Annotated in this window: 23 protein-coding genes; 5 read left to right on the forward strand and 18 right to left on the reverse strand. The window is 72.7% G+C overall.

All coding sequences use genetic code 11. The features are described 5' to 3' along the window. Positions 1 to 303: 303 nt before the first annotated feature. The 3 genes from KBX34_RS19230 to KBX34_RS19240 all read right to left on the reverse strand — a co-directional run bounded on the left by KBX34_RS19230 (position 304) and on the right by KBX34_RS19240 (position 2,354). A complete protein-coding gene (locus tag KBX34_RS19230; RefSeq protein ID WP_172862001.1) occupies positions 304 to 777 on the reverse strand; it encodes a PH domain-containing protein in 474 nt (157 codons plus the stop codon). Positions 778 to 1,197: 420 nt separating this feature from the next. Next, complete coding sequence (hisG, locus tag KBX34_RS19235) at positions 1,198 to 2,043, reverse strand: ATP phosphoribosyltransferase (protein WP_088947483.1); 846 nt, start codon at positions 2,041 to 2,043, stop codon at positions 1,198 to 1,200. Between the two features lie 47 nt (positions 2,044 to 2,090). Further along, complete coding sequence (locus KBX34_RS19240) at positions 2,091 to 2,354, reverse strand: phosphoribosyl-ATP diphosphatase (RefSeq protein WP_088947482.1); 264 nt, start codon at positions 2,352 to 2,354, stop codon at positions 2,091 to 2,093. Positions 2,355 to 2,499: 145 nt separating this feature from the next. Here KBX34_RS19240 and KBX34_RS19245 point away from each other — a divergent pair, with 145 nt between their 5' ends. The 3 genes from KBX34_RS19245 to KBX34_RS19255 are packed head-to-tail and all read left to right on the forward strand — an operon-like array spanning position 2,500 to position 4,951. Continuing rightward, complete coding sequence (locus KBX34_RS19245) at positions 2,500 to 3,363, forward strand: ABC transporter substrate-binding protein (RefSeq protein ID WP_210926130.1); 864 nt, start codon at positions 2,500 to 2,502, stop codon at positions 3,361 to 3,363. After that, positions 3,360 to 4,205, forward strand: coding sequence for an amino acid ABC transporter permease (locus tag KBX34_RS19250; protein ID WP_210926132.1), 846 nt, complete (start codon positions 3,360 to 3,362; stop codon positions 4,203 to 4,205). The genes KBX34_RS19245 and KBX34_RS19250 overlap by 4 nt, the downstream gene beginning before the upstream one ends. A 2-nt stretch (positions 4,206 to 4,207) precedes the next feature. Further along, positions 4,208 to 4,951: an amino acid ABC transporter ATP-binding protein gene (locus KBX34_RS19255; protein WP_210926135.1), complete on the forward strand. Its 744-nt coding sequence runs from the start codon at positions 4,208 to 4,210 to the stop codon at positions 4,949 to 4,951. Between the two features lie 76 nt (positions 4,952 to 5,027). Here the strand turns inward: KBX34_RS19255 and ribH are convergent, their stop codons facing one another. From ribH to rpe, 7 genes are all read right to left on the reverse strand, one after another. Next, complete coding sequence (gene ribH, locus KBX34_RS19260) at positions 5,028 to 5,528, reverse strand: 6,7-dimethyl-8-ribityllumazine synthase (RefSeq protein ID WP_088947478.1); 501 nt, start codon at positions 5,526 to 5,528, stop codon at positions 5,028 to 5,030. A 2-nt stretch (positions 5,529 to 5,530) separates the two neighbouring features. Continuing rightward, complete coding sequence (locus tag KBX34_RS19265; protein ID WP_210793003.1) at positions 5,531 to 6,796, reverse strand: bifunctional 3,4-dihydroxy-2-butanone-4-phosphate synthase/GTP cyclohydrolase II; 1,266 nt, start codon at positions 6,794 to 6,796, stop codon at positions 5,531 to 5,533. Further along, a complete protein-coding gene (pnuC, locus tag KBX34_RS19270) occupies positions 6,793 to 7,476 on the reverse strand; it encodes a nicotinamide riboside transporter PnuC (RefSeq protein ID WP_210926137.1) in 684 nt (227 codons plus the stop codon). Before pnuC ends, KBX34_RS19265 begins: the two co-directional genes overlap by 4 nt. Beyond that, positions 7,476 to 8,120 (reverse strand): riboflavin synthase, encoded by a 645-nt coding sequence (locus KBX34_RS19275; protein ID WP_210793005.1) that lies wholly within the window; start codon positions 8,118 to 8,120, stop codon positions 7,476 to 7,478. Before KBX34_RS19275 ends, pnuC begins: the two co-directional genes overlap by 1 nt. A gap of 1 nt (position 8,121) precedes the next feature. Beyond that, positions 8,122 to 9,183 (reverse strand): bifunctional diaminohydroxyphosphoribosylaminopyrimidine deaminase/5-amino-6-(5-phosphoribosylamino)uracil reductase RibD, encoded by a 1,062-nt coding sequence (ribD, locus tag KBX34_RS19280; protein WP_088947474.1) that lies wholly within the window; start codon positions 9,181 to 9,183, stop codon positions 8,122 to 8,124. Positions 9,184 to 9,601: 418 nt separating this feature from the next. Then, positions 9,602 to 10,558 carry a response regulator gene (locus tag KBX34_RS19285; protein ID WP_088947473.1) on the reverse strand — a complete coding sequence of 319 codons (957 nt, stop codon included), beginning with the start codon at positions 10,556 to 10,558 and terminating at the stop codon, positions 9,602 to 9,604. A gap of 1 nt (position 10,559) precedes the next feature. Continuing rightward, positions 10,560 to 11,240, reverse strand: a complete 681-nt coding sequence (rpe, locus tag KBX34_RS19290; protein ID WP_210926139.1) for a ribulose-phosphate 3-epimerase — start codon at positions 11,238 to 11,240, stop codon at positions 10,560 to 10,562. 254 nt (positions 11,241 to 11,494) lie between these two features. On the opposite strand from rpe, the gene KBX34_RS19295 reads away from it, so the two are divergent. Together KBX34_RS19295 and KBX34_RS19300 are read left to right on the forward strand one after the other, a co-directional pair. Further along, entirely contained in the window at positions 11,495 to 12,385 is an 891-nt protein-coding gene (locus KBX34_RS19295) for a septum formation family protein (RefSeq protein WP_141908853.1), read from the forward strand. An 83-nt stretch (positions 12,386 to 12,468) separates the two neighbouring features. After that, positions 12,469 to 13,359, forward strand: coding sequence for a septum formation family protein (locus tag KBX34_RS19300; RefSeq protein ID WP_210926187.1), 891 nt, complete (start codon positions 12,469 to 12,471; stop codon positions 13,357 to 13,359). Between the two features lie 65 nt (positions 13,360 to 13,424). Here KBX34_RS19300 and KBX34_RS19305 read toward each other — a convergent pair whose 3' ends face one another. From KBX34_RS19305 to coaBC, 8 genes are all read right to left on the reverse strand, one after another. Then, positions 13,425 to 14,903 carry a transcription antitermination factor NusB gene (locus tag KBX34_RS19305; protein ID WP_247671997.1) on the reverse strand — a complete coding sequence of 493 codons (1,479 nt, stop codon included), beginning with the start codon at positions 14,901 to 14,903 and terminating at the stop codon, positions 13,425 to 13,427. Further along, positions 14,858 to 15,784 carry a methionyl-tRNA formyltransferase gene (fmt, locus tag KBX34_RS19310; RefSeq protein ID WP_088947468.1) on the reverse strand — a complete coding sequence of 309 codons (927 nt, stop codon included), beginning with the start codon at positions 15,782 to 15,784 and terminating at the stop codon, positions 14,858 to 14,860. Before fmt ends, KBX34_RS19305 begins: the two co-directional genes overlap by 46 nt. Before the next feature lie 4 nt (positions 15,785 to 15,788). Beyond that, entirely contained in the window at positions 15,789 to 16,346 is a 558-nt protein-coding gene (gene def, locus KBX34_RS19315; RefSeq protein ID WP_210926143.1) for a peptide deformylase, read from the reverse strand. A 44-nt stretch (positions 16,347 to 16,390) separates the two neighbouring features. Further along, positions 16,391 to 17,659, reverse strand: a complete 1,269-nt coding sequence (locus tag KBX34_RS19320; protein ID WP_210793010.1) for a cytochrome P450 — start codon at positions 17,657 to 17,659, stop codon at positions 16,391 to 16,393. A 128-nt stretch (positions 17,660 to 17,787) separates the two neighbouring features. Further along, positions 17,788 to 18,771, reverse strand: coding sequence for an AAA family ATPase (locus KBX34_RS19325; protein WP_210926145.1), 984 nt, complete (start codon positions 18,769 to 18,771; stop codon positions 17,788 to 17,790). Positions 18,772 to 19,026: 255 nt separating this feature from the next. After that, positions 19,027 to 20,943 carry a primosomal protein N' gene (locus KBX34_RS19330; protein WP_307871437.1) on the reverse strand — a complete coding sequence of 639 codons (1,917 nt, stop codon included), beginning with the start codon at positions 20,941 to 20,943 and terminating at the stop codon, positions 19,027 to 19,029. A gap of 59 nt (positions 20,944 to 21,002) precedes the next feature. Further along, positions 21,003 to 22,196: a methionine adenosyltransferase gene (gene metK, locus KBX34_RS19335; RefSeq protein WP_088947464.1), complete on the reverse strand. Its 1,194-nt coding sequence runs from the start codon at positions 22,194 to 22,196 to the stop codon at positions 21,003 to 21,005. Between the two features lie 87 nt (positions 22,197 to 22,283). Further along, complete coding sequence (gene coaBC, locus KBX34_RS19340) at positions 22,284 to 23,492, reverse strand: bifunctional phosphopantothenoylcysteine decarboxylase/phosphopantothenate--cysteine ligase CoaBC (RefSeq protein WP_210926147.1); 1,209 nt, start codon at positions 23,490 to 23,492, stop codon at positions 22,284 to 22,286. Between the last annotated feature and the right edge of the window lies 1 nt (position 23,493).

Consider the following 23,493-nt stretch of genomic DNA (forward strand, 5'->3'; position numbering starts at 1 on the left):
GTTTCCCTGAAAGTGCTGCCTCCGGCGACGCTGAGACAGCAGTTTCAGGGAAGTTGTCCAGATCTTGCCGATGGCGGGCGGGCACGTTTGGGCGGCGGTCCGACCGGACGGTGCGCGGCGGGCGCTGGCCAGGCGCCGAGGCGGGGCAGACGCTGCGGCGCAGCGCAAACGCCGACTCGGGGCCGGGCAGTCAGGTGCGGGTCAGTGGCCAACGGCGCGTTCGAGGCGGGACAGCGCCCGACGCGGGAGCAGACGCCGACGCCGAGCAGAGCCCGACGCAGGGGCCGGGCAGACAGGTGCGGGTCAGCGGCCGGCGGCGCGTTCGGCGAGGTGGGCCTGGTGCGCCTCGTGCAGTCGCCGCAACGCACGGACCCCGTCGACGGCAAGCTCCTTGTCGGCCGCCTGGAGGGCGATCATCGGCAGGAGGTCGTCGTCATGCAGGTCCAGGCTGGCCCATGGCGCGCCCCGGTCGAACCGGACTCCCCGGACAACCTCCCAGGGCAGCTCGTAGGAGCTGATGATGTTGCGCACCCGGACGCCACGCGCGTCCGCCTCCACCCGCGGACGGGTGAACAGCAGGAAGCCCAGCGCCCCGAAGATGCCCAAGCCGACCATGGCGATCTGGTCGCCGCGCTGGAAGCTGCCGTAACCGTCGCCGGTCGGCCCGCTCAGCGAGGTGGCGACCAGACCGAACACCACCACCAGCGCAACCGCCGCCGACCAGCAGACCACGCGGATGCGGCGGGGCTTCAGGCGGACCAGTTCGGTTTCACTCACCCCACCAGTCTGCCATCCGCACCCGCCCGTGGGCCGCACCACCCGCCGAGCGACCACTCAGCCCAGCCATGCGGGCACCCACACGGGCACGACCACATCGCGCCACCGGGCAACACCGCACCGCACCGCGAAGATCGTGCTCGATCCAGGATCCAGTGGCCTCCGTCGAGATCGACACCACTACTTCAATGATCGAGCGCGATCTTCCCGGTCGGGGCACGGCCGCCGGGAGGTTCCGCGCCGCACACCCGCGCCGCACACCCGCGCCGCACACCCGCGCCGCACACCCGCGCCGCACACCCGCGCCGGCGCGACAGATCCACTCGGGTTTCGTGAAACGGGGGTGTCCCTGGCGCGCGGACACCCCCGTTTCAGCGAACACGAGTTGATCAAGCGCCGGGCCGCCCGCCGGACGAACGGTCAGAGGCGACAGGCGTGGATGTTGGTGACGAGGATGGCGCGAGCGCCCAACTCGTACAGCTCGTCCATGATCCGGTGGACGTCGTCGCGGAGCACCATCGCCTGCACCGCCACCCAGCCCTCGCGGTGCAGCGGCGAGACGGTGGGCGACTCGATGCCCGGGGTGAGCCCGCTGGCGCGGTCCAGCAGGCCGGCCGGCACGTCGTAGGCGAGCATCACATAGCGGCGGGCCACCAGCACACCGTGCAGACGGCGCAGCAACTGCTCGGCCTGGGCGTTCGCGGGCGCGCCGGCACGCCGGACCAGCACCGCCGAGGAACGCAGCAGCGGCTCGCCGAACACGACGAGGCCCGCCTGGCGCAGGGTGGCGCCGGTCTCCACGACGTCCGCGATCACGTCGGCGACACCGAGGCGTACGGCGTTCTCCACCGCACCGTCGAGGCGGATCACGTCGGCCTTGACTCCCACCTCGCCGAGGTGCCGCTCGACCAGCCCGGGGTACGCGGTGGCGATCCGGTGGCCGCCCAGATCCTGGACGGAGGCGATGTCGTCGGGGCGGGCGGCGAAGCGGAAGGTGGCCCGGCCGAAGGCGAGGTCGACGACCTCTTCCGCCGGCGCGGCCGAGTCGATCAGCAGGTCCCGGCCGGTGATCCCGAGGTCGAGGTCACCGGAGCCGACGTAGGTGGCGATGTCCTTGGGGCGCAGGTAGAAGAATTCGACGTCGTTGGCCTCGTCCCGGCAGACGAGGTCCTTGGGGTCGGTGCGCTGGCGGTAGCCCGCCTCGCGCAGCATCTGGGCGGCCGGCTCGGCCAGGGTGCCCTTGTTGGGGATGGCGACACGCAACATGACGGAGTGCTCCTTCGATCCGGATGGCGATCAACGGGTGGGGGCACTCACAGATGTCGGTAGACGTCCTTGAGGTCGAGACCACTGGCGAGCATGAGCACCTGGACCTGGTAGAGCAGTTGGGAGATCTCCTCGGCGGTGCGCTCCGGCCCCTCGTGCTCGGCGGCCATCCACGACTCGGCCGCCTCCTCGACGACCTTCTTGCCGATGAAGTGCACCCCCTTTTCCAGGGCGGCGACGGTGCCCGAGCCCGGGGTGCCGGCGGCGGCCTTGGCCTGCAGCTCGGCGAACAACTCCTCGAACGTCTTCACGGGAGAGGATTCTTCCAGCCGGTCGACTCGCACCGTACGTCCGGGTCCGCCAACACCCGGTCAGCGGGACTTCGAGGCGGCAATTCCCTATCGGCATGGTGGGACAACCTTCGATCGATGCTCATGGAGCTCTACGCTGTCGGCCATGGCCAGCAGCTCACGTCTCCTCGCGCTCACCCTCGCCGGTGCCGCCGTCGTAGCAACCGCCGGATGCGCGCCACAGAAGGAACTACCAAACCCCACTGTCACCACGGGTCCGTCCTGCGCCAAGGACAGCCTGCCCACCCGTACGCCGGGCAAGCTCACCATCGCCACCGACCAGCCCGCGTACGAGCCGTGGTTCTCGAAGGACAAGCCGGAGAGCGGCGAGGGCTTCGAGTCGGCCGTCGCGTACGCGGTGGCGGAGAAGCTCGGCTACGCCCGCGCGGACGTCACCTGGACGCGGGTGAAGTTCGACACCGCGATCGCGCCCGGGCCGAAGGACTTCGACTTCGACATCAACCAGTTCTCCATCACCGAGGAGCGCAAGCAGGCGGTGGACTTCTCCGCGCCGTACTACCTGGTGCGGCAGACCGTCGTCGCGTTGAAGTCCTCGAAGATCGCCGGCAAGACGTCGCTGGCAGATCTTCGCGACGCGCGGCTCGGCGCCCAGGTCGGCACCACCAGCTACCAGGCGATCACCGACGTGATCAAGCCGTCGGCCAAGCCGCAGGTCTACAACAGCAACGACGACGCCAAGAAGGCCCTGCAGAACGGGCAGCTGGACGGTCTCGTGGTGGACCTGCCGACCGCCTTCTACATCACCGGGGCGGAGATCACCGACGCGACGATCGTGGGGCAGGTGCCGCAGGTCGGTACGCCCGAGGCATTCGGGTTGCTGCTGGACAAGAACTCCCCGCTGACCTCCTGCGTGACCGGCGCGGTCGGTCAGCTCACCGCGGCCGGCACGCTGAAGCAGTTGGAGCAGACGTGGCTCGCGCAGGCGGCGGGGGCGGCCGAGCTGCGGTGACGCTCCTGGATCACGTGCCCTCCGAGGCGCAGCGGCGGCGGTCGGCGTACCGGCATCGGCAGACCGTCTACAGCGTGGTGGTCGCGGCCTGTTCCACGGCGGCGCTCGGCACGCTGCTGGTCGCCGCGGTGACCGGTGCGCCCGGCTGGGATCGGGTGCGGCAGTCGTTCCTGGACCCGGAGATCGCCCGGGACGCGTTGCCGGCGGTGCTGAGCGGGCTCTGGCTCAACGTCCGGTTGCTGGTCTGCTGTGCGGTCGGCGCGCTGCTGCTCGGGCTGGTGATCGCTGTGCTGCGGACGTTGCGCGGCCCGGTCTTCTTCCCGGTCCGGGCGCTGGCCGCCGGCTACACCTACACCTTCCGCGGCCTGCCGCTGATCATCGTGCTGTACCTGCTCACTCTCGGCGTGCCCGGCCTGCGACTGCAGGGGATGCCGCCGGTGCTGGTGCTCGGTGGGGCCGCGTTGGTCCTCACCTACAGCGGTTATCTCGCCGAGGTGTTCCGGGCCGGCATCGAGTCGGTGCACCCCAGCCAGCTCGCCGCGGCGCGCTCGCTGGGCCTGACCTACCGGCAGACGATGCGCCACGTGGTGCTGCCGCAGGCCGTCCGTCGGGTGGCGCCGCCCCTGCTCAACGACGTGGTGGCGTTGCAGAAGGACGTCGGGCTGGTCTCGCTCGCCGGGCCCATCGACGCGGTCCGCGCGGCTCAGATCGCCACCGCCCAGTCGTTCAACTACACGCCGTACGTCGTGGCGGGGGTGCTCTTCGTCCTGCTCGCGATCCCACTGATCGCGGTCACCGACTGGGTGACGCTGCGGGCGGCGCGCCGACAGTCGGGAGGCTGAGGATGGCACTGCTTCGGTGCCGGGGTCTGCGCAAGGAGTTCGCCGGCCAGGTGGTGCTCGACCAGCTCGACCTGACCGTCTCCGAGCATCAGGTGGTGGCGCTGATCGGCGCCTCCGGGTCGGGCAAGTCGACGCTGCTGCGCTGCGTGAACCTGCTGGAGGAGCTGGACGACGGCACCATCGAGCTGGACGGGGAGGACATCTCCGATCCCCGGGTTGACCCGGACCGGGTCCGTCGGCGCATCGGCATGGTGTTCCAGGCGTACAACCTCTTTCCGCACCTGAGCGTGTTGGAAAACGTCACCCTCGCCCCGCGCCGCGTACACCGGCGGGCCCGGGCGGAGGCGGAGGCCCAGGCCCGGGAGCTGCTCGACCGGGTGGGGCTCGGCGCCAGGGCGGACGCCTACCCGGACCGGCTCTCCGGCGGGCAGCAGCAGCGGGTGGCGATCGTCCGGGCGCTGGCGAACTCACCTCGGCTGATGCTGCTCGACGAGGTGACCTCCGCGCTGGACCCGGAACTCGTCGGTGAGGTGCTGGCGATGATCCGGGACCTGAAGGCCGACGGGATGACCATGGTGCTGGCCACCCACGAGATGAGCTTCGCCCGGGACGTCGCCGATGAGGTGTGCTTCCTCGACGAGGGTCGGGTCGTCGAAAGCGGCCCGCCCGAGCAGGTGCTGGGCGAGCCGACCCAGCCGCGCACCCGGCAGTTCCTGCACCGGATCATCGAGGCCGGCCGGCTCTGAAGCCGGCCGCCCCGCACGCAGGCGGCATCTCAAGCCGGCCTCCGGCAAGGGCGGGGCAGCCGGCGGCGAGGATGCCTCAGCCGCCGAAGCCGACCCGCTGGGCGCTGCCGGCGGCGACGGTCCGGACGGCCAGCGCAGCGTCGAGCGCGGCGACGGTCGCGGCCCAGCCCTTGTCCTCCGCCGAGCCGGGCAGACCGGCGCGGTCCCGGGCCTGCTCGATGGTCTCCACGGTCAGCACCCCGTGCGCCACCGGCTTGCCCTCGTCCAGCGCCACCCGGGTCAGCCCGTCGGTGACCGAGCGGCAGACGTAGTCGAAGTGCGCGGTGGAACCGCGGACCACCACGCCGAGCGCGACCACCACGTCGCAGCGGCGCGCGAGGGCCTGGGCGACCACCGGCAGCTCGACCGAGCCGGCGACCCGGGCGACCACGGACCGGGCCCCGCACGCCTCGGCGGCCGCCAATGCCCGCTCCAGCATGTGGTCGGTGAGGTCGCCGTGCCAGCGGGCGGCAACGACCCCGACGGTCAGCCCCGCGGCATCCACCGCGTCGACTCCCGGCTCACCGAAACCCGCCATCGTCATGCTCCGATCTCGTCGTTGGCGACCGGGCGCCCCAGCGGCGCCTCAGACAGCTCGTCCAACTCGTCCAGCAGGTGACCCATCCGGTCCCGCTTGGTGCGCAGGTAGCGCAGGTTCTCCGGGTGCGCACCGGCCGGCAACCCCTCCCGGCCGGTGATGGTCAACCCGTAGCCCTCCAACCCGGCCCGCTTGGCCGGGTTGTTGGTCAGCAGTCGCATCGAGCGCACGCCCAGGTCGTAGAGGATCTGCGCGCCGGTGCCGTAGTCGCGGGCGTCGGCCGGCAGGCCCAGGTCGAGGTTGGCGTCGACGGTGTCACGGCCGGAGTCCTGCAACTGGTACGCCTGCAGCTTGTGCAGCAGCCCGATGCCGCGCCCCTCGTGCCCGCGGACGTAGAGCACCACGCCCCGGCCCTCCCGCCCGACCCGGGCCAGCGCGGCGTCCAGCTGCGGCCCGCAGTCGCAGCGCAGTGAGCCGAACACATCCCCGGTGAGGCACTCGGAGTGCACCCGCACCAGCACGTCCTGGCCGTCGCCGAGGTCGCCCAGCACCATCGCGATGTGTTCGGCCGGGTCGTGCTCCGCGCGGTAGCCGAGGGCCCGGAAGACCCCGTGCCGGGTGGGCATCCGGGCGTCGGCGACAAGCTCGACCTGCTTCTCGGTGCGCCGCCGGTAGGCGATCAGGTCGGCGATCGTGATCAGCGTGAGGCCGTGCTCGGCGGAGAACTTCTCCAGGTCCGGCAACCGCATCATGGTGCCGTCGTCGTTGACCAGCTCGCAGAGCACGCCGGCCGGGCGCAACCCGGCCAGCCGGGTCAGGTCGATCCCCGCCTCGGTGTGCCCGGGGCGGCGCAGCACCCCGCCCTCGCGGGCGCGCAACGGCACGACGTGCCCGGGCCGCGCCAGGTCGGTCGGGTCGGTCGCCGCTGCCGCGAGCAGCCGGCTGGTGTGCGCGCGGTCGGCCGCCGAGATGCCGGTGCTGACACCCTCCCGGGCGTCCACTGTCACCGTGTACGCGGTGCCGCGCCGGTCCTGGTTGGTGTGGTGCATCGGCGGGAGGTCGAGGCGGTCGGCCTCGCTCTCGGTCAACGCCACGCAGACGTACCCGGAGGTGTAGCGCACCATGAACGCCATCAGCTCCGGTGTGGCCAGTTCGGCCGCGAAGATGAGGTCGCCCTCGTTCTCGCGGTCGGCGTCGTCGACGACGACCACCGGCCGACCGGCCGCGATCTCGGCGACCGCCTGCTCGATGCTGCCAAAGCTCGTCACGCGACGGCCTCCCGGTAGATGGGCGTACGGGCGAGGGCCGCGGCGCGCGAGGTGCGCCACCAGGCGGCGAAGCCCCAGGCGCAGAGGGCGCCGTAGATCAGGTACATGACCGCCGACGGGTAGAACCCGCCGCGCAGCAGCAGCGGCACGCCGACCGCGTCTACCGCGATCCAGAGCAGCCAGAACTCCACCCAGCCGCGCGCCATGCCGTAGGTGGCCAGCAGGCTGCCGGTGAGGATCCAGGCGTCGGGCAGCGGACCCCACGAGCCCAGCGCCTTGAGCACCGGGTACGCGGCGGCGGTGCCGACCACGGCAGCCAGCAGCAGCATCAGCCGCTCCCGCCCGGTGGCCCAGCGCGGGACGACCGCTGCCTGACCGGCGTCGGCGCGGCGGTTCGACTGCCAGCGCCACCAGCCGTAGACGCTGACCGCGAAGAAGAACACCTGTCGGCCGGCCTGCCCGTACAGGTCGTGCTCCTGCGGGGTGGCGAACACCCCGCCGAGGAAGACGGTGAGCAGCAGCGCGTTGCCGACCATGCCGACCGGCCACGCCCAGACCAGCCGGCGCAGCCCGAGCAGCGCGGAGACCAGCCCGAACGCGTTGCCGACGATCTCCCGGGCCAGCACCGTCGAGCCGCCCACCTGCACCTGTGCGTCCAGCAGCCAGCTCAGCGGGCCCATCAGGCCACCCCGCCGGTGATCGGGGCCACCCCGGTGCCGTCGGTGCCGGTGAGCCGGTCGCCGAGCAGCCGCTCGACGTACTTGGCCAGCACGTCGACCTCCAGGTTGACCGGGTCGCCGACGCTCTTCGCGCCGAGCGTGGTCAGCTTGAGCGTGGTCGGGATCAACCCGACGGCGAACTCGTCCGCGCCCACCTCGGCCACGGTCAGCGAGACACCGTCGATGGTGATCGAGCCCTTCTCCACCACGTACCGGGACAGGGCGGCGGGCAGCCGGAACCGGACCGTCTCCCACTGCTCGGCCGGCTCCCGGGAGAGCACCGCGCCGACGCCGTCCACGTGGCCCTGCACCAGGTGCCCGCCGAGTCGACTGCCGAGTGCGGCGGCCCGCTCCAGGTTGACCGGGTCGCCGACGTTCAGCGCGCCCAGCGCGGAGCGGCGCAGCGTCTCCCCCATCACGTCGGCGGTGAAGACCCCGTCGGCCACGTCCACCACGGTCAGGCACACGCCGTTGACCGCGATGGAGTCGCCGTGCCGGGCGTCGGAGGTGACCAGCGGACCGCGTACGCCGATCAGCGCCGAATCGCCCGCCGTCGGCGTGACCCGGACGATCTCGCCCAACTCCTCGATAATGCCGGTGAACATCTCAGCCCTCCCTTTTGCGGGGCAAAGCGGTGATCCGGAGATCCGGACCGATCTGCGTAACGTCGACGAACTCCAGATCGATGGCCTCAGCGATGGTGCTCACTCCGGCGTCGACCAGTGCGGTCGGGCCGGCGCCGAGCAACCGGGGCGCGACGTACCCGACGATCTTGTCGACCAGGCCGGCCCGGAGGAACGCGCCGGCCAGCCGGGGGCCGCCCTCCAGCAGCACCGCGCGGACCCCGCGCTGGTGCAGCGCCGCGAGCAGCGCCGTCAGGTCGACCCGGCCGTCCGGGTCGGCGCCCACCTCGGCGGCGGTCGCGATCCACGTCCGCGCGGCGCCGTCGCGGACCCGGGCGTCAGCCGGGGTACGCCCCGAGCTGTCCACCACCACCCGCAGCGGCTGCCGGATGGCCAGGCTGCCGTCGCGAAGGTTGCGAGCGGTCAACCGGGGGTCGTCGGCGAGAACGGTGCCCACCCCGGCGAGCACCGCGTCGACAGTGCCACGCAGGGCGTGCACGTCGATCCGGGCCGCCTCCGAGGTGATCCACATGCTGGTGCCGTCGAGCGCGGCGGAGCGCCCGTCGACGGTGGCGGCGTACTTCCAGATGACGTACGGCCAGCCCCGGCGCATCGAGGTCAGCCAGGCGACGTTGCCGGCCTCGGCCTCCTCGCCGCGTACGCCCAGGTCGACACGGACCCCGGCGGCGCGCAGGGTGGCGGCGCCGCCGGACGCGACCGGGTTGGGGTCGGGCACGGCGATGACCACCCGGGCGACCCCGGCCTGGACGAGCGCGGAACTGCAGGGGCCGGTGCGGCCGGTGTGATCGCAGGGTTCCAGAGTGACGACGGCGGTGCCGCCCTTGGCCCGCTGACCGGCCTGCGCGAGAGCGACGATCTCGGCGTGCGGCCCGCCGGCGTACGCGTGGAAGCCCTCACCCACGACCTGGCCGTCGTCGTCGAGCAGCACGCAACCGACCACCGGATTGGGGCTGGTCGTGCCGAGCCCGCGCGCCGCCAACTCGATCGCACGCCGCATCGCCTCATCGACGGAGACGCTGGCCATCGCGCTGCCCCTGCCCTCTCACTCGCCGGTCCGCGCGCTGGCGGTCAGGGAGGCTGCGGCCATGGGGCCGCGGGCAGGCGGAGGCGGAGTCCGGGAACGGCACAGCCGCCCCGGGGGCTCGGCACGGCACGCTGAAGCCAGCGGCCGGCTCGGACCCGTCCGTCCCGCGCGCTGTCTCCCATCCGGACTGTCTGGGCGCGGACGAACCGCCCCCAACCGTCGGCCCCGGATTTTCACCAGGTCCACCGGGCGGCCAGAGCCGTCCGGGTCGCGGGCTGACCACGGTTGGACCGTGGATCACCGCCGGTTCGGAATTTCACCGAGTCCCGCCAGCGCGTGGTGGGTTATACGGGCAGTCTTACACGCCGATGCGGGTGCGCCGCCACCTAGGCGAGGTACTTCACAGCGGGATCACGCGTCAGGTGACGCCGCGACGCCGGTCCACTGCCACGTACGAGCCCGGCTGGCTCTTGGCGACCGTCTTCATCTCCGAGGCCACCGCGATCGCTTCGAGGGGGTCGGTGAACCGCTTGCCGGCGTCGGAGAGGGACACCCCGATGGAGAGCGTGACCAGTGCGGCGCGCCGGATGTTGCCGCGCCGGTCCTTCAGCTCGACGAAGCCGCGCTCACGATCGGTCGCGTCGTAGAGCGTGTCGGCCGACTTCTCGAAGTCGACCACCGCCCGGGACGTCAGCGGGCGGACCTGGTCCGGGGCGCAGACGATGACGAAGTCGTCGCCACCGACGTGACCTAGGAAGGCCGGTGGCAGCCCCACCGCCACCACCGCCCGGTGCAGGCTGCGGGCCAGCGCGGAAATGAAGTCGTCGCCGCGGACGAAACCGTAGCGGTCGTTGACGCTCTTGAACCGGTCGATGTCGATGTAGCCGACCGCGTAGTCGACACCGTGGCGGACCCGGTCGCTGATCTCCCGACGGATCCGGCTGTTGCCGGGCAGCCCGGTCAGCGGGGAGACCTCCCGGAACTCCTTGTTGCGGCGCAACGTGGAGGAGACCCGGGCCACCAGCTCGGCGGTGTCGAACGGCTTGACCAGGTAGTCGTCGGCGCCGGCGCTGAGACCGTGCACCTTGTCCACCGTCATACCCTTGGCGGTCAACATGATCACCGGAATGGCGGAGGTCATCGGGTCGGCGCGCAGCCGCCGGGTCAGCTCCAACCCGTCGATCCGGGGCATCATCAGGTCGATCACCGCCAGGTCCGGACGCTGGCGTTCGATGACCTCGAGCGCCTCCTGACCGTCGCTGGCGTGGATCACCTCGAAGCCGTGCAGCCGCAGGTTGAACTCGACGAAACGAGCGATGTCCTCGTCGTCGTCGACGACGAGGATGATGTCCTTACGGTCGTCGTCGGAGTCCACCTCAGGCGCCTGGAGCCGCGCGTGCCGCCAGTGCCCGCAGGTGCCGTACGGCCTCCGCCGGGTCGGTGGCGCCGTACACGGCGGTGCCGGCCACGAACGCGTCGGCGCCCGCGGCGGCGGCCTGCTCGATGGTGTCGGCGGCGATGCCGCCGTCCACCTCGATGCGCAGTTCCAGGTGCCCGGCGGAGATGTGGCGGCGGGCGGTACGAACCTTGTCCAGCAGTTGCGGGATGAACCGCTGCCCGCCGAAGCCGGCCTTGATCGTCATGATCAGCAGGGTGTCGAAGCTGGGCAGCAGGTCGAGGTACGGCTCGATCGGGGTGTCCCGGTCGATGGCCAGGCCAGCCTTCGCACCGGCCGAGCGCAGGTCCTTGGCCAGCGCCACCGGGTCGTCGGACGCCTCGGCGTGGAAGGTGACGTTGTACGCCCCGGCGTCCGCGTAACCGGGGGCCCAGCGGCGCGGATCCTCGATCATCAGGTGCACGTCGAACGGCATCGCGGTGACAGCCCGCAGGCTCTGCACGACGGGCAGCCCGATGGTCAGGTTCGGCACGAAGTGGTTGTCCATCACATCGACGTGCAACCAGTCCGCGGCGTCCTCGACGGCACGGACTTCTTCGGCGAGGCGGGCGAAATCGGCGGCCAGAATGCTCGGCGCGACGATCGGCGGCGGTACGGTCACGTGGTCAGTGTACGAACGTTGCGGCCCGCAACCCGCATCGCGGCACCAACAGGGACGCGCTGTGACCCAGCAGTGACCAGTGGTGCAGAATTGGTCGCTCCGGACCGCCGATTCCGGACGAACAGACGTCAGTGGCTGGCCGATCGACGGAAAGGCGACGACACTCCAACCGGGACTGTGCCGTAGGCTGCACGCCCGCCGGGGTCTCGCCGCGGGGCGCGGTGACCGGCCGCCAGCTCCCGGAAGGGCGGACGATGCGACGGTGGCTTCCAGCGCTGGCGCTGGCCGGCGTCACCACGATGCTGCTGGCCGGCTGCGCGCCGGCGCGAGGCGCGGACGGTGACCTCACCGACGACTGGCCGGCGCTGCGGGTCCCGAAGCCGTTCGCTCCCGCCGCCGACACCTGCCTGCCCCGGATCATCCCGGTCGTGCAGGCCAGCACCTACGAGACGGTGGACTGCGCGCGCAGTCACCTGGCCGAGACCATCCACGTCGGCACGTTCGTCGGGCCCGACGCGCTGACCGAGACCCGACCCGAGTCCGGGTCGCCGGCGCTGCGCACCGCCCGCGCCGAGTGCGACCAGCGGGCCCGGGAGGTGCTCGGCGGCGACTGGCACACCGCCCGGCTGGCGCTGTCGCTCGCGTTGCCGTCCGCACCCGCCTGGTCCGGCGGCGCGCGCTGGTTCCGCTGCGACCTCAGCGAGACCGGCAGCATCGACAACACCCGTCCGGTCAACCGCACCGGCAGCCTGCGCGGCGCGTTGATCGGCGACAACCCGCTGACGCACCGCTGCTTCGACCCGAAGCTGATCGGCGACAACCTCAACTACATGGCGCCGGTGCTCTGCACCGAACCGCACCGCGCCGAGTTCGTGGGCGTCTACGAGGAGCGGGACATGAGCTGGGCCGACTTCAAGAAGTCGCCCGCGCAGGCGCACCAACGTTGCATGCAGTTGATCGCCGAGTTCGCGTCCGTGCCGAACAACAGCGACCTGCCGTACCGGGCCGGGTCCATCTACTACCCACCGTCGCAACGCGAGTGGGAGGAGGGTGACCGGGGCGTTCGGTGTTTCCTGTGGAGCGACGACCGCAAACTCACCCGCTCGATGCGGGGTGCCGGCCCGGAGGGACTACCGGCGATCTGAACATCGGTGCCGTATGCTGCTGCGCCGTGGCGCTACCGACCGGCGAGGTCCGGCCGGAGGCCACCAGCGGCGGGAGGTCGGGGATGCGACGGTGGTTGGCGGCGTTCGCCGGGGGTGCGGCCCTGGCCCTGGCACTGGCCGGGTGCGGCGCACCCGCCGGAGTCGACACTGACCTCATCGACGACTGGCCGGCGCCCGTCGCGGCGCAGCAGTTCGTTCCCGCCGCCGACGTCTGCCACCACTCCTCCCAGCAGGTCGGCTTCCTGAGCGGTTACAACCCGATGCCGTGCACCGAGGCCCACCGGGTGGAGACCATGCACGTCGGCACCCTCACCGGCCCGGGCGCCGAGCGCGACGCACCGCCGCAGGCCGGGTCGGTGGGCATGCGGGCCGCGCAGAGCGCCTGCGACACCGAGGTCAACAAGGCGCTGGGCGCCGACTGGCGGTCCGGGCGACTCGGCGTGACAGTCGTGCTGCCCTCGCCGCAGGCGTGGTCGGGCGGGGCCCGCTGGTACCGCTGCGACGTCACCGAGATCGCCAGCATCGACGACACCGCTGTCGACCTGCGCACCGGCAGCCTCCGGGGCGCACTGTCCGGCGCGGCGCCACTGGCGTACCGCTGCTTCAACCCGAAGCTGGTCAAGGACGACGTCGACGAGATGGTGCCGGTGTCCTGCACCGCCAAGCACCACGCCGAGTTCGTCGGGGTCTGGCAGGCGCCGGACGTCACCTACGCCGAGTTCTCCCGCACCATCAAGCGCACCCACCGTGCCTGCCAGTCGGTGATCGCCAAGTACGCGAAGGTACCGGACAACTCCCAGCTCGACTTCCGCGCCGGGACGATCTACTACCAGCCGTACGAGGAGGAGTGGAAGAACGGCAACCGTGGCGTGCAGTGCTTCCTCTGGATCTCCGACCGCAACCTCACCCGCTCGATGAAGAACGCCGGCAACAAGGGCCTCCCGGTCACCTGAGCGCCCCTGAGCTGAAGGAAGGGCCCCGAGGGGCCCTTCCTTCGCGCGTCGGGTGTCGGTGCGACTCAGCCTCGGCGCAGGACGGCGAGGAACATCGCGTCGGTGCCGTGGCGGTGCGGCCAGAGCTGCACGGTCGGCCCGTCGCCCAGACCGGGCATGCCGGCCGGCAGCAGCGGCCGGGCGTCCACGAAGTCCACAGCGACCCCGCTACGGCGGGCCGCCTCGGTCACCGTCACGTGTGTCTCGACAGTGTGCGGCGAGCAGGTGACGTAGGCGACCAGCCCACCGGGGCGGACCGCCCGCAGCGCCGCGCCGAGCAACTCCCGTTGCAGCCGGGTCAGCGGCGGCAGGTCGGACGGCTGGCGACGCCAACGCGACTCCGGCCGGCGGCGCAGCGACCCCAGCCCGGTGCACGGGGCGTCGACCAGGACCCGGTCGAAGTGCTGCTCCGGCAGCTTCGGGTCGCCGCCGACCTCGCGGCCGTCCATGGTCAGCACGGCCACCGGCAGGTCCCGGGTCGCCAGGGAGACCAGCCGGGCACGATGCTCGGCCACCTCCACCGCTGTCACCCGGGCACCACGTTGCGCGGCCATCGCGCCGAGCAGCCCGGCCTTGCCACCCGGGCCGGCGCACAGGTCCAGCCAACGCCCGTCCGGGCCGTCCAGCGGCGCGTCGGCGAGTGCGGCGGCCACCAGCTGGGAGCCCTCGTCCTGGACGTGGGCCCGACCGTCGACCACCGCCGGGATGTCGCCCGGCGCTCCGCCGGGCAGATAGACGGCGTACGGCGAGAAGGCACCGGGCGCTCCGCCGACCTGGTCGGCCAACTCGACCGGGTCGATCAGCCCCGGCCGCGCGCACAGGTGCACCGGCGGGCGCTCATTGTCCTCGATCAGCAGGCGCTCGGTCTCACCCAGATCACCGTCGAGCGCCTCGGAGAACGCCCGCACGATCCACTGCGGGTGGCTGTACGCCAGTGCGAGGTGCCCGACCGGGTCGGTCTCCATCGGCGGGGCGAGCTTCGCCACCCAGGCGTCCGCGTCCCGGGTGGACACCTCGCGCAGCACCGCGTTGGCGAAGCCGGTGGCACCCGGTGCGACCGAGCGGACCAGGTCCACTGTCGACGAGACGGCGGCGTGCGCCGGCACCCGGGTGTGCAGGAGCTGGTACGCCCCGAGCCGCAGCGCGTCACGCACCGGCGGGTCGATCCGGGCCACGTCCCGGCCGGCCGCGTCGGTCAGGATCGCGTCCAACGTGCCGATGTGGCGCAGGGTGCCGTAGGTCAGTTCGGTGGCGAAAGCCGCGTCCCGACCGAACAGCCCCTCCTCCCGCAGGATCATGGGCAGCACCAGGTTGGCGAACGCGTCGTCGCGGTGCACCGCGGCAACCGCCTCGTACGCCGCACGACGCGGTCGGTCCAATGGTGGCCGGACCGGCCGGCGGTCCCCGCCACGACCCGCGGGCGGGCCGGAGCGGGTGGGGCGGGTGCCCTCGGGGGCTGTCACGCGAAGTCCTCTCCAGTGCCGACCCGGACGCCGCGCGCCCAGTCGGTCGCGCCCATTGCCCGCTTGCCCGCGGCGCGGACCTCGCCGAGGCGCACCGGCACTGTCGCCGTGCCGCTCAGCACCCGGGACTTCTCCACCAGCAACTCCCCCGGCTTCAACTCTGGGCCGTCGGGCACCGGCACGACCGGGCCGAGCTTCACCCGCTCGCCACGGAAGGTGGTCCAGCTGCCCGGTGCCGGGGTGCAGGCCCGGATCCGACGGTCCACGGCGAAGGCCGGATCGCTCCAGCGCACCCGGGCGTCGTCCACAGTCAGCTTCGGCGCCAACGACACCCCGTCGGCGGGCTGCGGCTCGGCCCGGGCGGTGCCGTCGGCGATCGCGTCGAGCACCGCCACCAGCAGACCGGCACCGGAGTCGGCGAGCCGCTCCAGCAGGTCACCAGAGGTGTCGGCGGCCCGGATCTCGTCGGTCAGGGTGCCGTAGACCGGGCCGGTGTCCAGGCCCTCCTCCAACTGGAAGACGCTGGCACCGGTCAGCTCGTCGCCGTGCAGCACGGCGTGCTGCACCGGTGCGGCACCCCGCCAGGCGGGCAGCAGCGAGAAGTGCAGGTTGATCCAGCCGTGCCGGGGGATCTCCAGGGCGGCCGGCGGCACCAACGCGCCGTAGGCCACCACCGGCACGCAGTCCGGCGCGAGCGCGCGGAGCCGGTCGAGGAACTCGGGGTCGCGGGGACGGGCCGGCGTGAGCACCTCGACGCCGTGCTCGTCGGCCCACTCGCCGACCGGGGACCGGGACAGGCCACGCCCGCGTCCGGCGGGCGCGTCCGGCCGGGTGACCACGGCGACCAGCTCGTGCCGGGAGGCGGCGACGGCGGCCAGGGCGGGAACGGCGACGGCCGGCGTGCCGGCGAAGATCACGCGCATCCGGTCACCGACCCAGACCGAACGGGTCGCTGAGGTGCGGGCTGAGCTTCACCGTGGGCGGGGCCGCCGCGTCGTACCAGTCGGCCTGGCGGATCGCCTTCATGGCCTCCTTGCGCCCGGCGGCGTCCAGCCGGTCGAGGAAGAGCACACCGTCGAGGTGGTCGGTCTCGTGCTGCACACAGCGGGCCATCAGGCCGCTGCCGACGATCTGCATCGGGTCGCCGAACGAGCTGAAGCCCTTGGCGATGACGTTCTGGCGGCGCTTGGTGTCGAAGTAGAGCCCGGGGATGGACAGGCAGCCCTCCGGGCCGTCCTGCTCTTCCTCGTCGGGGAACTCGAGCACGGGGTTGACCAGGTGCCCGAGCACGTCGTCGACGTCGAAGGCGAACACCCGCAGGCTCACACCGAGCTGCGGGGCGGCCAGGCCGGCGCCGTTCTGCTCACGCATCGTGTCGGTGAGGTCAGCGACGAGCCGACGCAGCTCGGCGTCGAAGTCGACCACCGGATCGGCCGGCGTGCGCAGCACCGGATCCCCAAACAGACGGATGGGCTGGACGGTCACGCGGGGTGGCTCCTTCATGGGTCGGACGGGGATGCCGTACCAGTCTACGGAGTGCCCCGCCGCACGCTGGCCGGCGTACCTCGATCGGCGACGGCCGGTGTGCCCAGCGTCACCAGCAGGCTCTCGTAGCCACGCAGGGTGAGCCGGGTCCGGTGCCGGGGCTGCTCGGCCAGCGCCAGCTCGGGGAGGCGGCGCAGCAGCATCGGGAAGGCCAGTTGCGCCTCCAGCCGGGCCAGGCCGGCGCCGAGGCAGTAGTGCGGGCCGGCGCCGAAGGACAGCGGGTGCGCCTGGTCACGGGTCGGGTCGAAGCGCTGTGGGTCGGGAAACCGGCGCGGGTCCCGGTTGGCCGCGCCGAGCAGCAGCAGCGTCGTGCTGCCGGACGGCAGGTCGAGCCCGCCGCAGCGCACCGGCGCCGTGCTGGTGCGGGTCGTCAGCTGCACCGGCGAGTCGTAGCGCAGCAGCTCCTCGACGTACGCCGGGGCGAGCGCGGGATCGGCGCGCAGCCCGGCGGCGGCGGCCGGGTGGTCCAGCAGCACGACGAGACCGTTGCCGAGCAGGTTGGTGGTGGTCTCGAAGCCGGCCACCAGCAGCACGACCAGGTTGGCCAGCAGTTCGTCGCCGGTGAGACGGTCGCCGTCGGCGTCGTGCACCTGGACCAGCGCGGTGGTCAGGTCGTCGGCCGGTGCCCGCCGCCGGGCGACGATCAGCTCGACGAAGTAGTCGCGCAGCTCGGAGGCGCCCGCGTCGGCGACCGTCAACTCCTCGGGGGTTATCTCCGGCTCCAGCACCCCGGTCAGGTCACCGGCCCAACGGCGGAACAGCGGCCGGTCGGCGGCGGGTACGCCGAGCAGCTCGCAGATCACCCCGACCGGCAGCGGGTACGCGAAGTCGGCCAGCACGTCGACCGGAGCGCCGTCCTCGGCCCGGGAGACGATCGCGTCGAGCAGTTCCTCGGCCTGCGCCCGCACCACGTCGCGCATCCCGGCGATCCGGCGAGGGCTGAACGCCCCGGCGGCCAGCCGACGCATCCGGCTGTGGTCAGGCGGGTTGGTCCGCAGCATGGACCGGGCGATCGACGACACGGCGGGGCTGTCCCGCCAGTTCGGCCAGACCTCGTCGCGCAGCGGGTCGTCGAGCACACCGAGCCGGGAGTCGCGCAGCAGCTCGTCGGCCTCCGGGTAGCCGGTCACCACGTACATGCCCGGCATCGCCTGCACCACCGGCCCATGGGCGCGCAGCCGCTCGTACGTCGGGTACGGGTCGACGCGTCCCTGCGGCGACATGAGCAGTGTGAGCGCTTCGGCAGCCTCCATGGCTGGCCTCCCCCGTCGATGCGTCGGAGGTTCCATCATCCCGGTGCGGCCGCCATCCGGCAGCCCTCGGCGCCGTGCAGTCGACGTCGAGCACAGGCGCCGGCGACTCAGGCGCCGGCGCCCAGAGCTCAGGCGCTGGCGGCCGGGTCCCCGGCGAGCACCGCGTCACCGCGGAGCAGCGCGGGCTCAGGCAGCGGCAGCTGGATCTTGTGAGCCGCCTCCCAGTCGTAGATCAGGCCGGGGCGGACCTGGGCGGCGAAGTAGTCGATCGCCGTCATCCCACCCACGACCGGCTCGTCGACCTCGGCGACCAGCTGGGCGGGGACCATGGAGAACCCGTTCTGGAGGGCGGCGCTGAGGCGGCGGTGACCGTCGACGACGAAGAAGTACTCGCCGGTGAACCCGATCTTCAGGGGTTCGAGGGCCTCGTCGCCGGCCTCGGCCACCTCGCCGACGAAGTCGGTGTCCCACAGACCGCGCAGCGTGGCGATGTCCTCGGTCGGGTAGACGCGGGCCGGGTCCAGCAGCAGCAGCGGCGGGCCGTCACGCAGCACCTCGGCGCCGAGCTTCCCCTCGTACGCGGCGACGATGTGCTCGATCACCTCGGTGGCGGACGCCCGGGTGGTGTCGCAGATCAGGTCGTAGTTGCGCAGCCGGGCCTTGTCCACGCCGTATCGGATGATGAACCGGCTGCGCTCGCTCACGCTGCGCTCACGAAGCTTGGCCTTGGCCTCCTCCAGGGAGGCGTAGCTCTCCGCCGGGCCGGACGGTCGGGCGAGCACCCGACGGGCCGCCTCACCCGGCTCGGTGATCATGTGGACCTTGAGCGCGTCGGTGAAGAAGTGCCAGGCCAGCCGGGAGTCCATGACCAGGCGCTCACCGGAGGCGGCAATGTCCCGCTGGAGCTGGTCGACGTAGCCGTCGACAGCCTGGTCGAGCTCGGCGTGCAGGTTGAGCTGCAACGCGGTCATCTGCCGCTGCTGCGCCATCTCCCGGTAGAGGTCCCCCACACTGACCCGGCGCATGCCGAGCCGCTTGGCGATCTCGACCGACACGGTGCTCTTGCCGCTGCCGAGGTCGCCGTTGAAGACGATCGATTGTCCAACGGTCACGACTGGTCCACCCCTGATCACCGGATCATTGACATCATCGACATCGCGCCCGAGCAACGCGTTACCGCCATTGTCGCGCCATCCTGCGGCGGCCCCGACTCGGCGCGTCCGACGCTCCGTCGCGACCTGGAGCCGCCGTACGCCTCGGCATGACGGGCGATGCTACCACTCTGACGCCACCGCCCTGCCGGACGCGGTGTGCGGGCGACCACCCGACGGACGGGCTGCGGCACCGCCGGCACCGGCGGAAACTTCTCAGAAGAGGCTCAACGGATCAACCTGGAGACGGACCGGGTCGGCGGCCTTGCGGGCGGCACGGACACCGGCAGCCGAGTGCAGCGCCTCGGCGAGCGCGGCAGCTCGGGCTCGGGGCACCCGGACCAGCATCCGCTCCCGGCCCTCCTCGGCCGGCACCGGCCCGAGCACCTCGGCGTCCGCGGGCAGCCGGGCAGCGGTGAGCAGGTCCGCCACCGCCTCGGCCGGGCCGGTGACGCTCGCCATCCGTACCGCCGGCGGGAAGCCCAGCTCCCGGCGCTCGGCCAACTCCCGGCCGGCGAACCAGGCCGCGTCCCAGCGCAGCAACGCCTGCACAGGGGCGAGCGCGCCGTCGGCGACCACCACCACCCGGCCGGCCGGCGCCGGGCGGGCCAGGGCCGCCGCGGCCAGCCAGCGCCGCAGCGCCTCCTCCCCGGCCCGCAGGTCGGCCCGGGTCAGCAGGGCCCACGAGTCGAGCAGCAGCACCGCGCCGTAGCCGCCCTCGGCGACCGGCTCCGCACCCGGCGTGGCCACCACCAGGGCCGCGCCGCCGGGCACGTCGGTCAGCACCTCCTCGCGCCCCGAGGTGCGCACCGGGACGTCCGGGAACGCCCGCCCCAGCTCCTCGGCGGTCCGCCGGGCACCGGTCACCGCGGCCCGCAGCCGCCGCCCACCGCACTCCGGGCAGGCGTACGCGGCGGCCACCCGGGCACACCACCGGCAGGCCGGGGTGCCGCCGGCCGAGGGCAGCGCGAGCGGGCCGGCGCAGTGCGCGCAGCGCGCCGGGGTGCGGCAGTCGGCGCAGGAGATCGACGGCAGGTAGCCGCGCCGGGGCACCTGCACCAGCACCGGATGGTCCTGCCGGAGGGCGTCGCGGGCGGCCGTCCAGGCCAGGCTGGGCAGCCGGGCGGTGGCGGCCCCGGGGTCGCGGGCCAGTTGGGGGTCGTCGCCGGTCGGCGCGATGGCCGGGATCCGGGCCCGCACGGTCGCCCGGTCAGCGACCACCTCCCGCGCCCAGCCGGTCTCCAGCAGCAGTTGCGCCTCGGAGGTCCGGGCGTACCCACCGACCAGCGCCCCAGCCTCGGCGAGCTGGACGCGGGTGAGCAGCACGTCACGGGCGTGCGGGTAGGGGGCCCGGGGTTCGGAGTGCAGGTCGTCGCCGTCGTCCCAGATGGCGACCAGGCCGAGCCGGTCCACCGGGGCGAACATCGCCGCCCGGGTGCCGATCACCACTGGCACCTGGCCGCGGCGGGCGGCGAGGAACGCCCGGTAGCGCCGGGCCGGCCCGAGCGCGGCGGAGAGGCTGACGTGCCGTCCCGGACCGAGCACGCTGGTGAGCGCGGCGTCCAGCCGGTCGAGGTCACGGGCATCGGGCACCACGACGACCGCCCCGCGCCCCCCGGCGACGGTGGCGGCCACCGCGTCGGCGTAGCGGGCCGCCCAGTCCTCGCCGGGCAGCGCCGACCAGACCGCACGCGGTGCGCGGCCGTCGGTGAGCGCGCGCAGCAGCGCGGGGCCGGTCGGGTAGTCCCGCCAGCCACGAGGGTCGACCGCTGCGGCCTCGGCGACGGCCGTCGGGCCGGGTTCGTCGTCGCGGGCCTCCTTCTCCACCCGCGCGTGCCGGGGCGGCACGGCGAGCCGAAGCACGTCGGCGAGGTTGCCCGCGTACCGGTCGGCGACCGCCCGGGCCAGCCGGGCGACCTCGGGCGCCAGCACCGGTTCCGGCGAGACCACCTTCTCCAGGTACGCGAGGCGGCCGGTGTGCCCGGAGTCGTCGGCACGGGACAGCAACCACCCGTCGACGAGCTGCCCGGCGAAGCGCACCTTCACCCGCGTACCGGGAATCGCCACCTCGTCCAGCTCGGCGGGCACCAGGTAGTCGAACGGGCGGTCCAGGTGTGCCAGCGGGACATCCACGCAGACGCGCGCGACCGGCGACCCATCCGCGGGTCGCCGGTCGCTGTGCCTGGTGGCGGTCAGGCTCCCGCAGCCGACTTGAGGTCGGCGGCCCGGTCGGTGCTCTCCCAGGTCAGGTCCGGCAGCTCCCGGCCGAAGTGGCCGTACGCGGCGGTCTGCTGGTAGATCGGGCGGAGCAGGTTGAGGTCCCGGATGATCGCGGCCGGGCGCAGGTCGAACACCTCGGTGACGGCCTTCTCGATCGAGGAGACCGGCACGGTCTCGGTGCCGAACGTCTCGATGAACAGGCTCACCGGGTGCGCCTTGCCGATGGCGTAGGCAACCTGCGCCTCGCACCGCTCGGCCAGGCCGGCGGCGACCACGTTCTTGGCGACCCAGCGCATCGCGTACGCGGCCGAGCGGTCCACCTTGGACGGGTCCTTGCCGGAGAACGCGCCACCGCCGTGCCGGGCGTACCCGCCGTAGGTGTCGACGATGATCTTGCGGCCGGTCAGGCCGGCGTCACCCATCGGGCCGCCGATCTCGAAGCGGCCGGTCGGGTTGACTAGCAGCCGGTAGCCCTCGGTGTCCAACCCGAGGCTCTCCAGCTCCGGCGCGATGACGTGGTCACGCACGTCCGGGGTGAGCAGCGAGTCCAGCGAGATGTCGGCAGCGTGCTGGCTGGACACGACAACGGTGTTCAGCCGGACCGGGCGCAGCCCCTCGTACTCGATGGTGACCTGGGTCTTGCCGTCCGGGCGCAGGTAGGGGATCGTGCCGTCCTTGCGGACCGCGGCGAGCCGGCGGGCCAGCCGGTGGGCGAGGGCGATCGGCAGCGGCATCAGCTCGGGCGTCTCCGAGCAGGCGAAGCCGAACATCATGCCCTGGTCGCCGGCGCCCTGCGCGTCCAGCGCGCTCTCCGACGCCCCGGTACGCAGCTCGAAGGCGTTGTCCACGCCCTGCGCGATGTCCTCGGACTGCGCTCCGATGGAGACGCTGACCCCGCAGGAGGCGCCGTCGAAGCCCTTCTTCGACGAGTCGTAGCCGATGTCGAGGATGGTCCGGCGGACGATCGTCGGGATGTCGGCGTACGCCTTGGTGGTCACCTCACCGGCGATGTGCACCTGGCCGGTGGTGATCATGGTCTCCACCGCGACCCGGCTGTGCGGGTCCTCGGCCAGCAGCGCGTCGAGGATGCCATCGCTGATCTGGTCAGCGATCTTGTCCGGGTGGCCTTCCGTGACCGATTCGGACGTGAAGAGACGGCGTGTCACGGCACTCCTAAGCGTGTGAGGTCGTTCCGCGGCAGTCTAATCACCACTGCGGCCGGTGTCGGGATCGGTCGCGCCGTTTACCACTCGTCAGGAACTGCCGGGCAGCCGCGCCACGACGAGATCCCAGACGGTGTCGGCCACGGCCTCCTTGGCCTGCTCGGGAAGCCGGCTGACCGAGCCGTCCGCCCCGATGACCGTCACCGTGTTGGTGTCGGCGCCGAAGACCTTGTCGTGGCCAACCTCGTTGATCACGATCAGGTCGGCCCGCTTCCGGGCGAGTTTTGCTCTGCCGTTGGCCTCGGCGTCGCCGGTCTCGGCGGCGAACACCACCAGCAGCTGCTCCGGTCGCTTGCGCTGGCCGAGCTCCGCTGCGATGTCGGGGTTCGTGACGAGCTCGATGGTGGGCGCGACACCATCGTCCGACTTCTTGATTTTGCCAGCCGCGTACGTCGCCGGGCGGAAATCGGCCGGAGCCGCCGCCATCACCACCGCGTCCGCGTCGACGGCGGCCTTCACCGTCGCCTCCCGCAGCTCGGCGGTGGTGCCCACCCGGATCAGGTCGACGCCGGCGGGGTCGGGCAGGGAGACGTTCGCCGCGATCAGGGTGACCCGGGCGCCCCGGGCCACGGCGGCGCGGGCGAACGCGTAACCCTGCTTGCCCGAGGAGCGGTTGCCCAGGAAACGGACCGGGTCCAGTGGCTCCCGGGTGCCACCCGCGGTGACGACCACCCGACGGCCGGCCAGGTCGGCGAGGGCGACGTCGCCCCGGGCCAGCACCTGACGGGCGATGGCGAAGATCTCCGCCGGGTCGGGCAGTCGCCCCTTGCCGGTGTCGACGCCGGTGAGCCGGCCGACGGCGGGCTCGATGACCCGGACGCCCCGGGAGCGCAGCGTGGCGACGTTGGCGACGGTGGCTGGGTGCTCCCACATCTCGGTGTGCATGGCGGGGGCCAGCAGCACCGGGCAGCGGGCGGTCAGCAGGGTGTTGGTCAGCAGATCGTCGGCGAGCCCGTGCGCGGCCTTGGCGAGCAGGTCGGTGGTGGTCGGCGCGACCACCACCAGATCGGCCTGCTTACCGAGTCGGACGTGCGGCACCTCGTGGACGTCGGTCCAGACGTCGTCGGCGACCGGCTGGCCGGAGAGTGCCGCCCAGGTCGGCGCCCCGACGAACCGGAGCGCCGACGCGGTCGGCACGACACGGACCCGGTGACCTGATTCGGTGAAGAGTCGCAGCAGCTCACACGCCTTGTAGGCGGCGATGCCGCCGCCAACCCCGAGGACGATCGAGGCGGACATC

The sequence above is a fragment of the Micromonospora sp. M61 genome, assembly GCF_018070245.1.
GTDB classification, from domain to species: Bacteria; Actinomycetota; Actinomycetes; order Mycobacteriales; family Micromonosporaceae; genus Micromonospora; species Micromonospora zamorensis.

What these genes read in the sequence shown, in the direction of transcription:
- hisG (WP_088947483.1), bottom strand. Translation starts at nt 2,043, where the DNA reads ATGTTGCGTGTCGCCATCCCCAACAAGGGCACCCTGGCCGAGCCGGCC.
- KBX34_RS19245 (WP_210926130.1), top strand. Translation starts at nt 2,500, where the DNA reads ATGGCCAGCAGCTCACGTCTCCTCGCGCTCACCCTCGCCGGTGCCGCC.
- KBX34_RS19255 (WP_210926135.1), top strand. Translation starts at nt 4,208, where the DNA reads ATGGCACTGCTTCGGTGCCGGGGTCTGCGCAAGGAGTTCGCCGGCCAG.
- ribH (WP_088947478.1), bottom strand. Translation starts at nt 5,528, where the DNA reads ATGGCGGGTTTCGGTGAGCCGGGAGTCGACGCGGTGGATGCCGCGGGG.
- pnuC (WP_210926137.1), bottom strand. Translation starts at nt 7,476, where the DNA reads ATGGGCCCGCTGAGCTGGCTGCTGGACGCACAGGTGCAGGTGGGCGGC.
- KBX34_RS19275 (WP_210793005.1), bottom strand. Translation starts at nt 8,120, where the DNA reads ATGTTCACCGGCATTATCGAGGAGTTGGGCGAGATCGTCCGGGTCACG.
- ribD (WP_088947474.1), bottom strand. Translation starts at nt 9,183, where the DNA reads ATGGCCAGCGTCTCCGTCGATGAGGCGATGCGGCGTGCGATCGAGTTG.
- KBX34_RS19295 (WP_141908853.1), top strand. Translation starts at nt 11,495, where the DNA reads ATGCGACGGTGGCTTCCAGCGCTGGCGCTGGCCGGCGTCACCACGATG.
- KBX34_RS19300 (WP_210926187.1), top strand. Translation starts at nt 12,469, where the DNA reads ATGCGACGGTGGTTGGCGGCGTTCGCCGGGGGTGCGGCCCTGGCCCTG.
- fmt (WP_088947468.1), bottom strand. Translation starts at nt 15,784, where the DNA reads ATGCGCGTGATCTTCGCCGGCACGCCGGCCGTCGCCGTTCCCGCCCTG.
- KBX34_RS19320 (WP_210793010.1), bottom strand. Translation starts at nt 17,659, where the DNA reads ATGGAGGCTGCCGAAGCGCTCACACTGCTCATGTCGCCGCAGGGACGC.
- coaBC (WP_210926147.1), bottom strand. Translation starts at nt 23,492, where the DNA reads ATGTCCGCCTCGATCGTCCTCGGGGTTGGCGGCGGCATCGCCGCCTAC.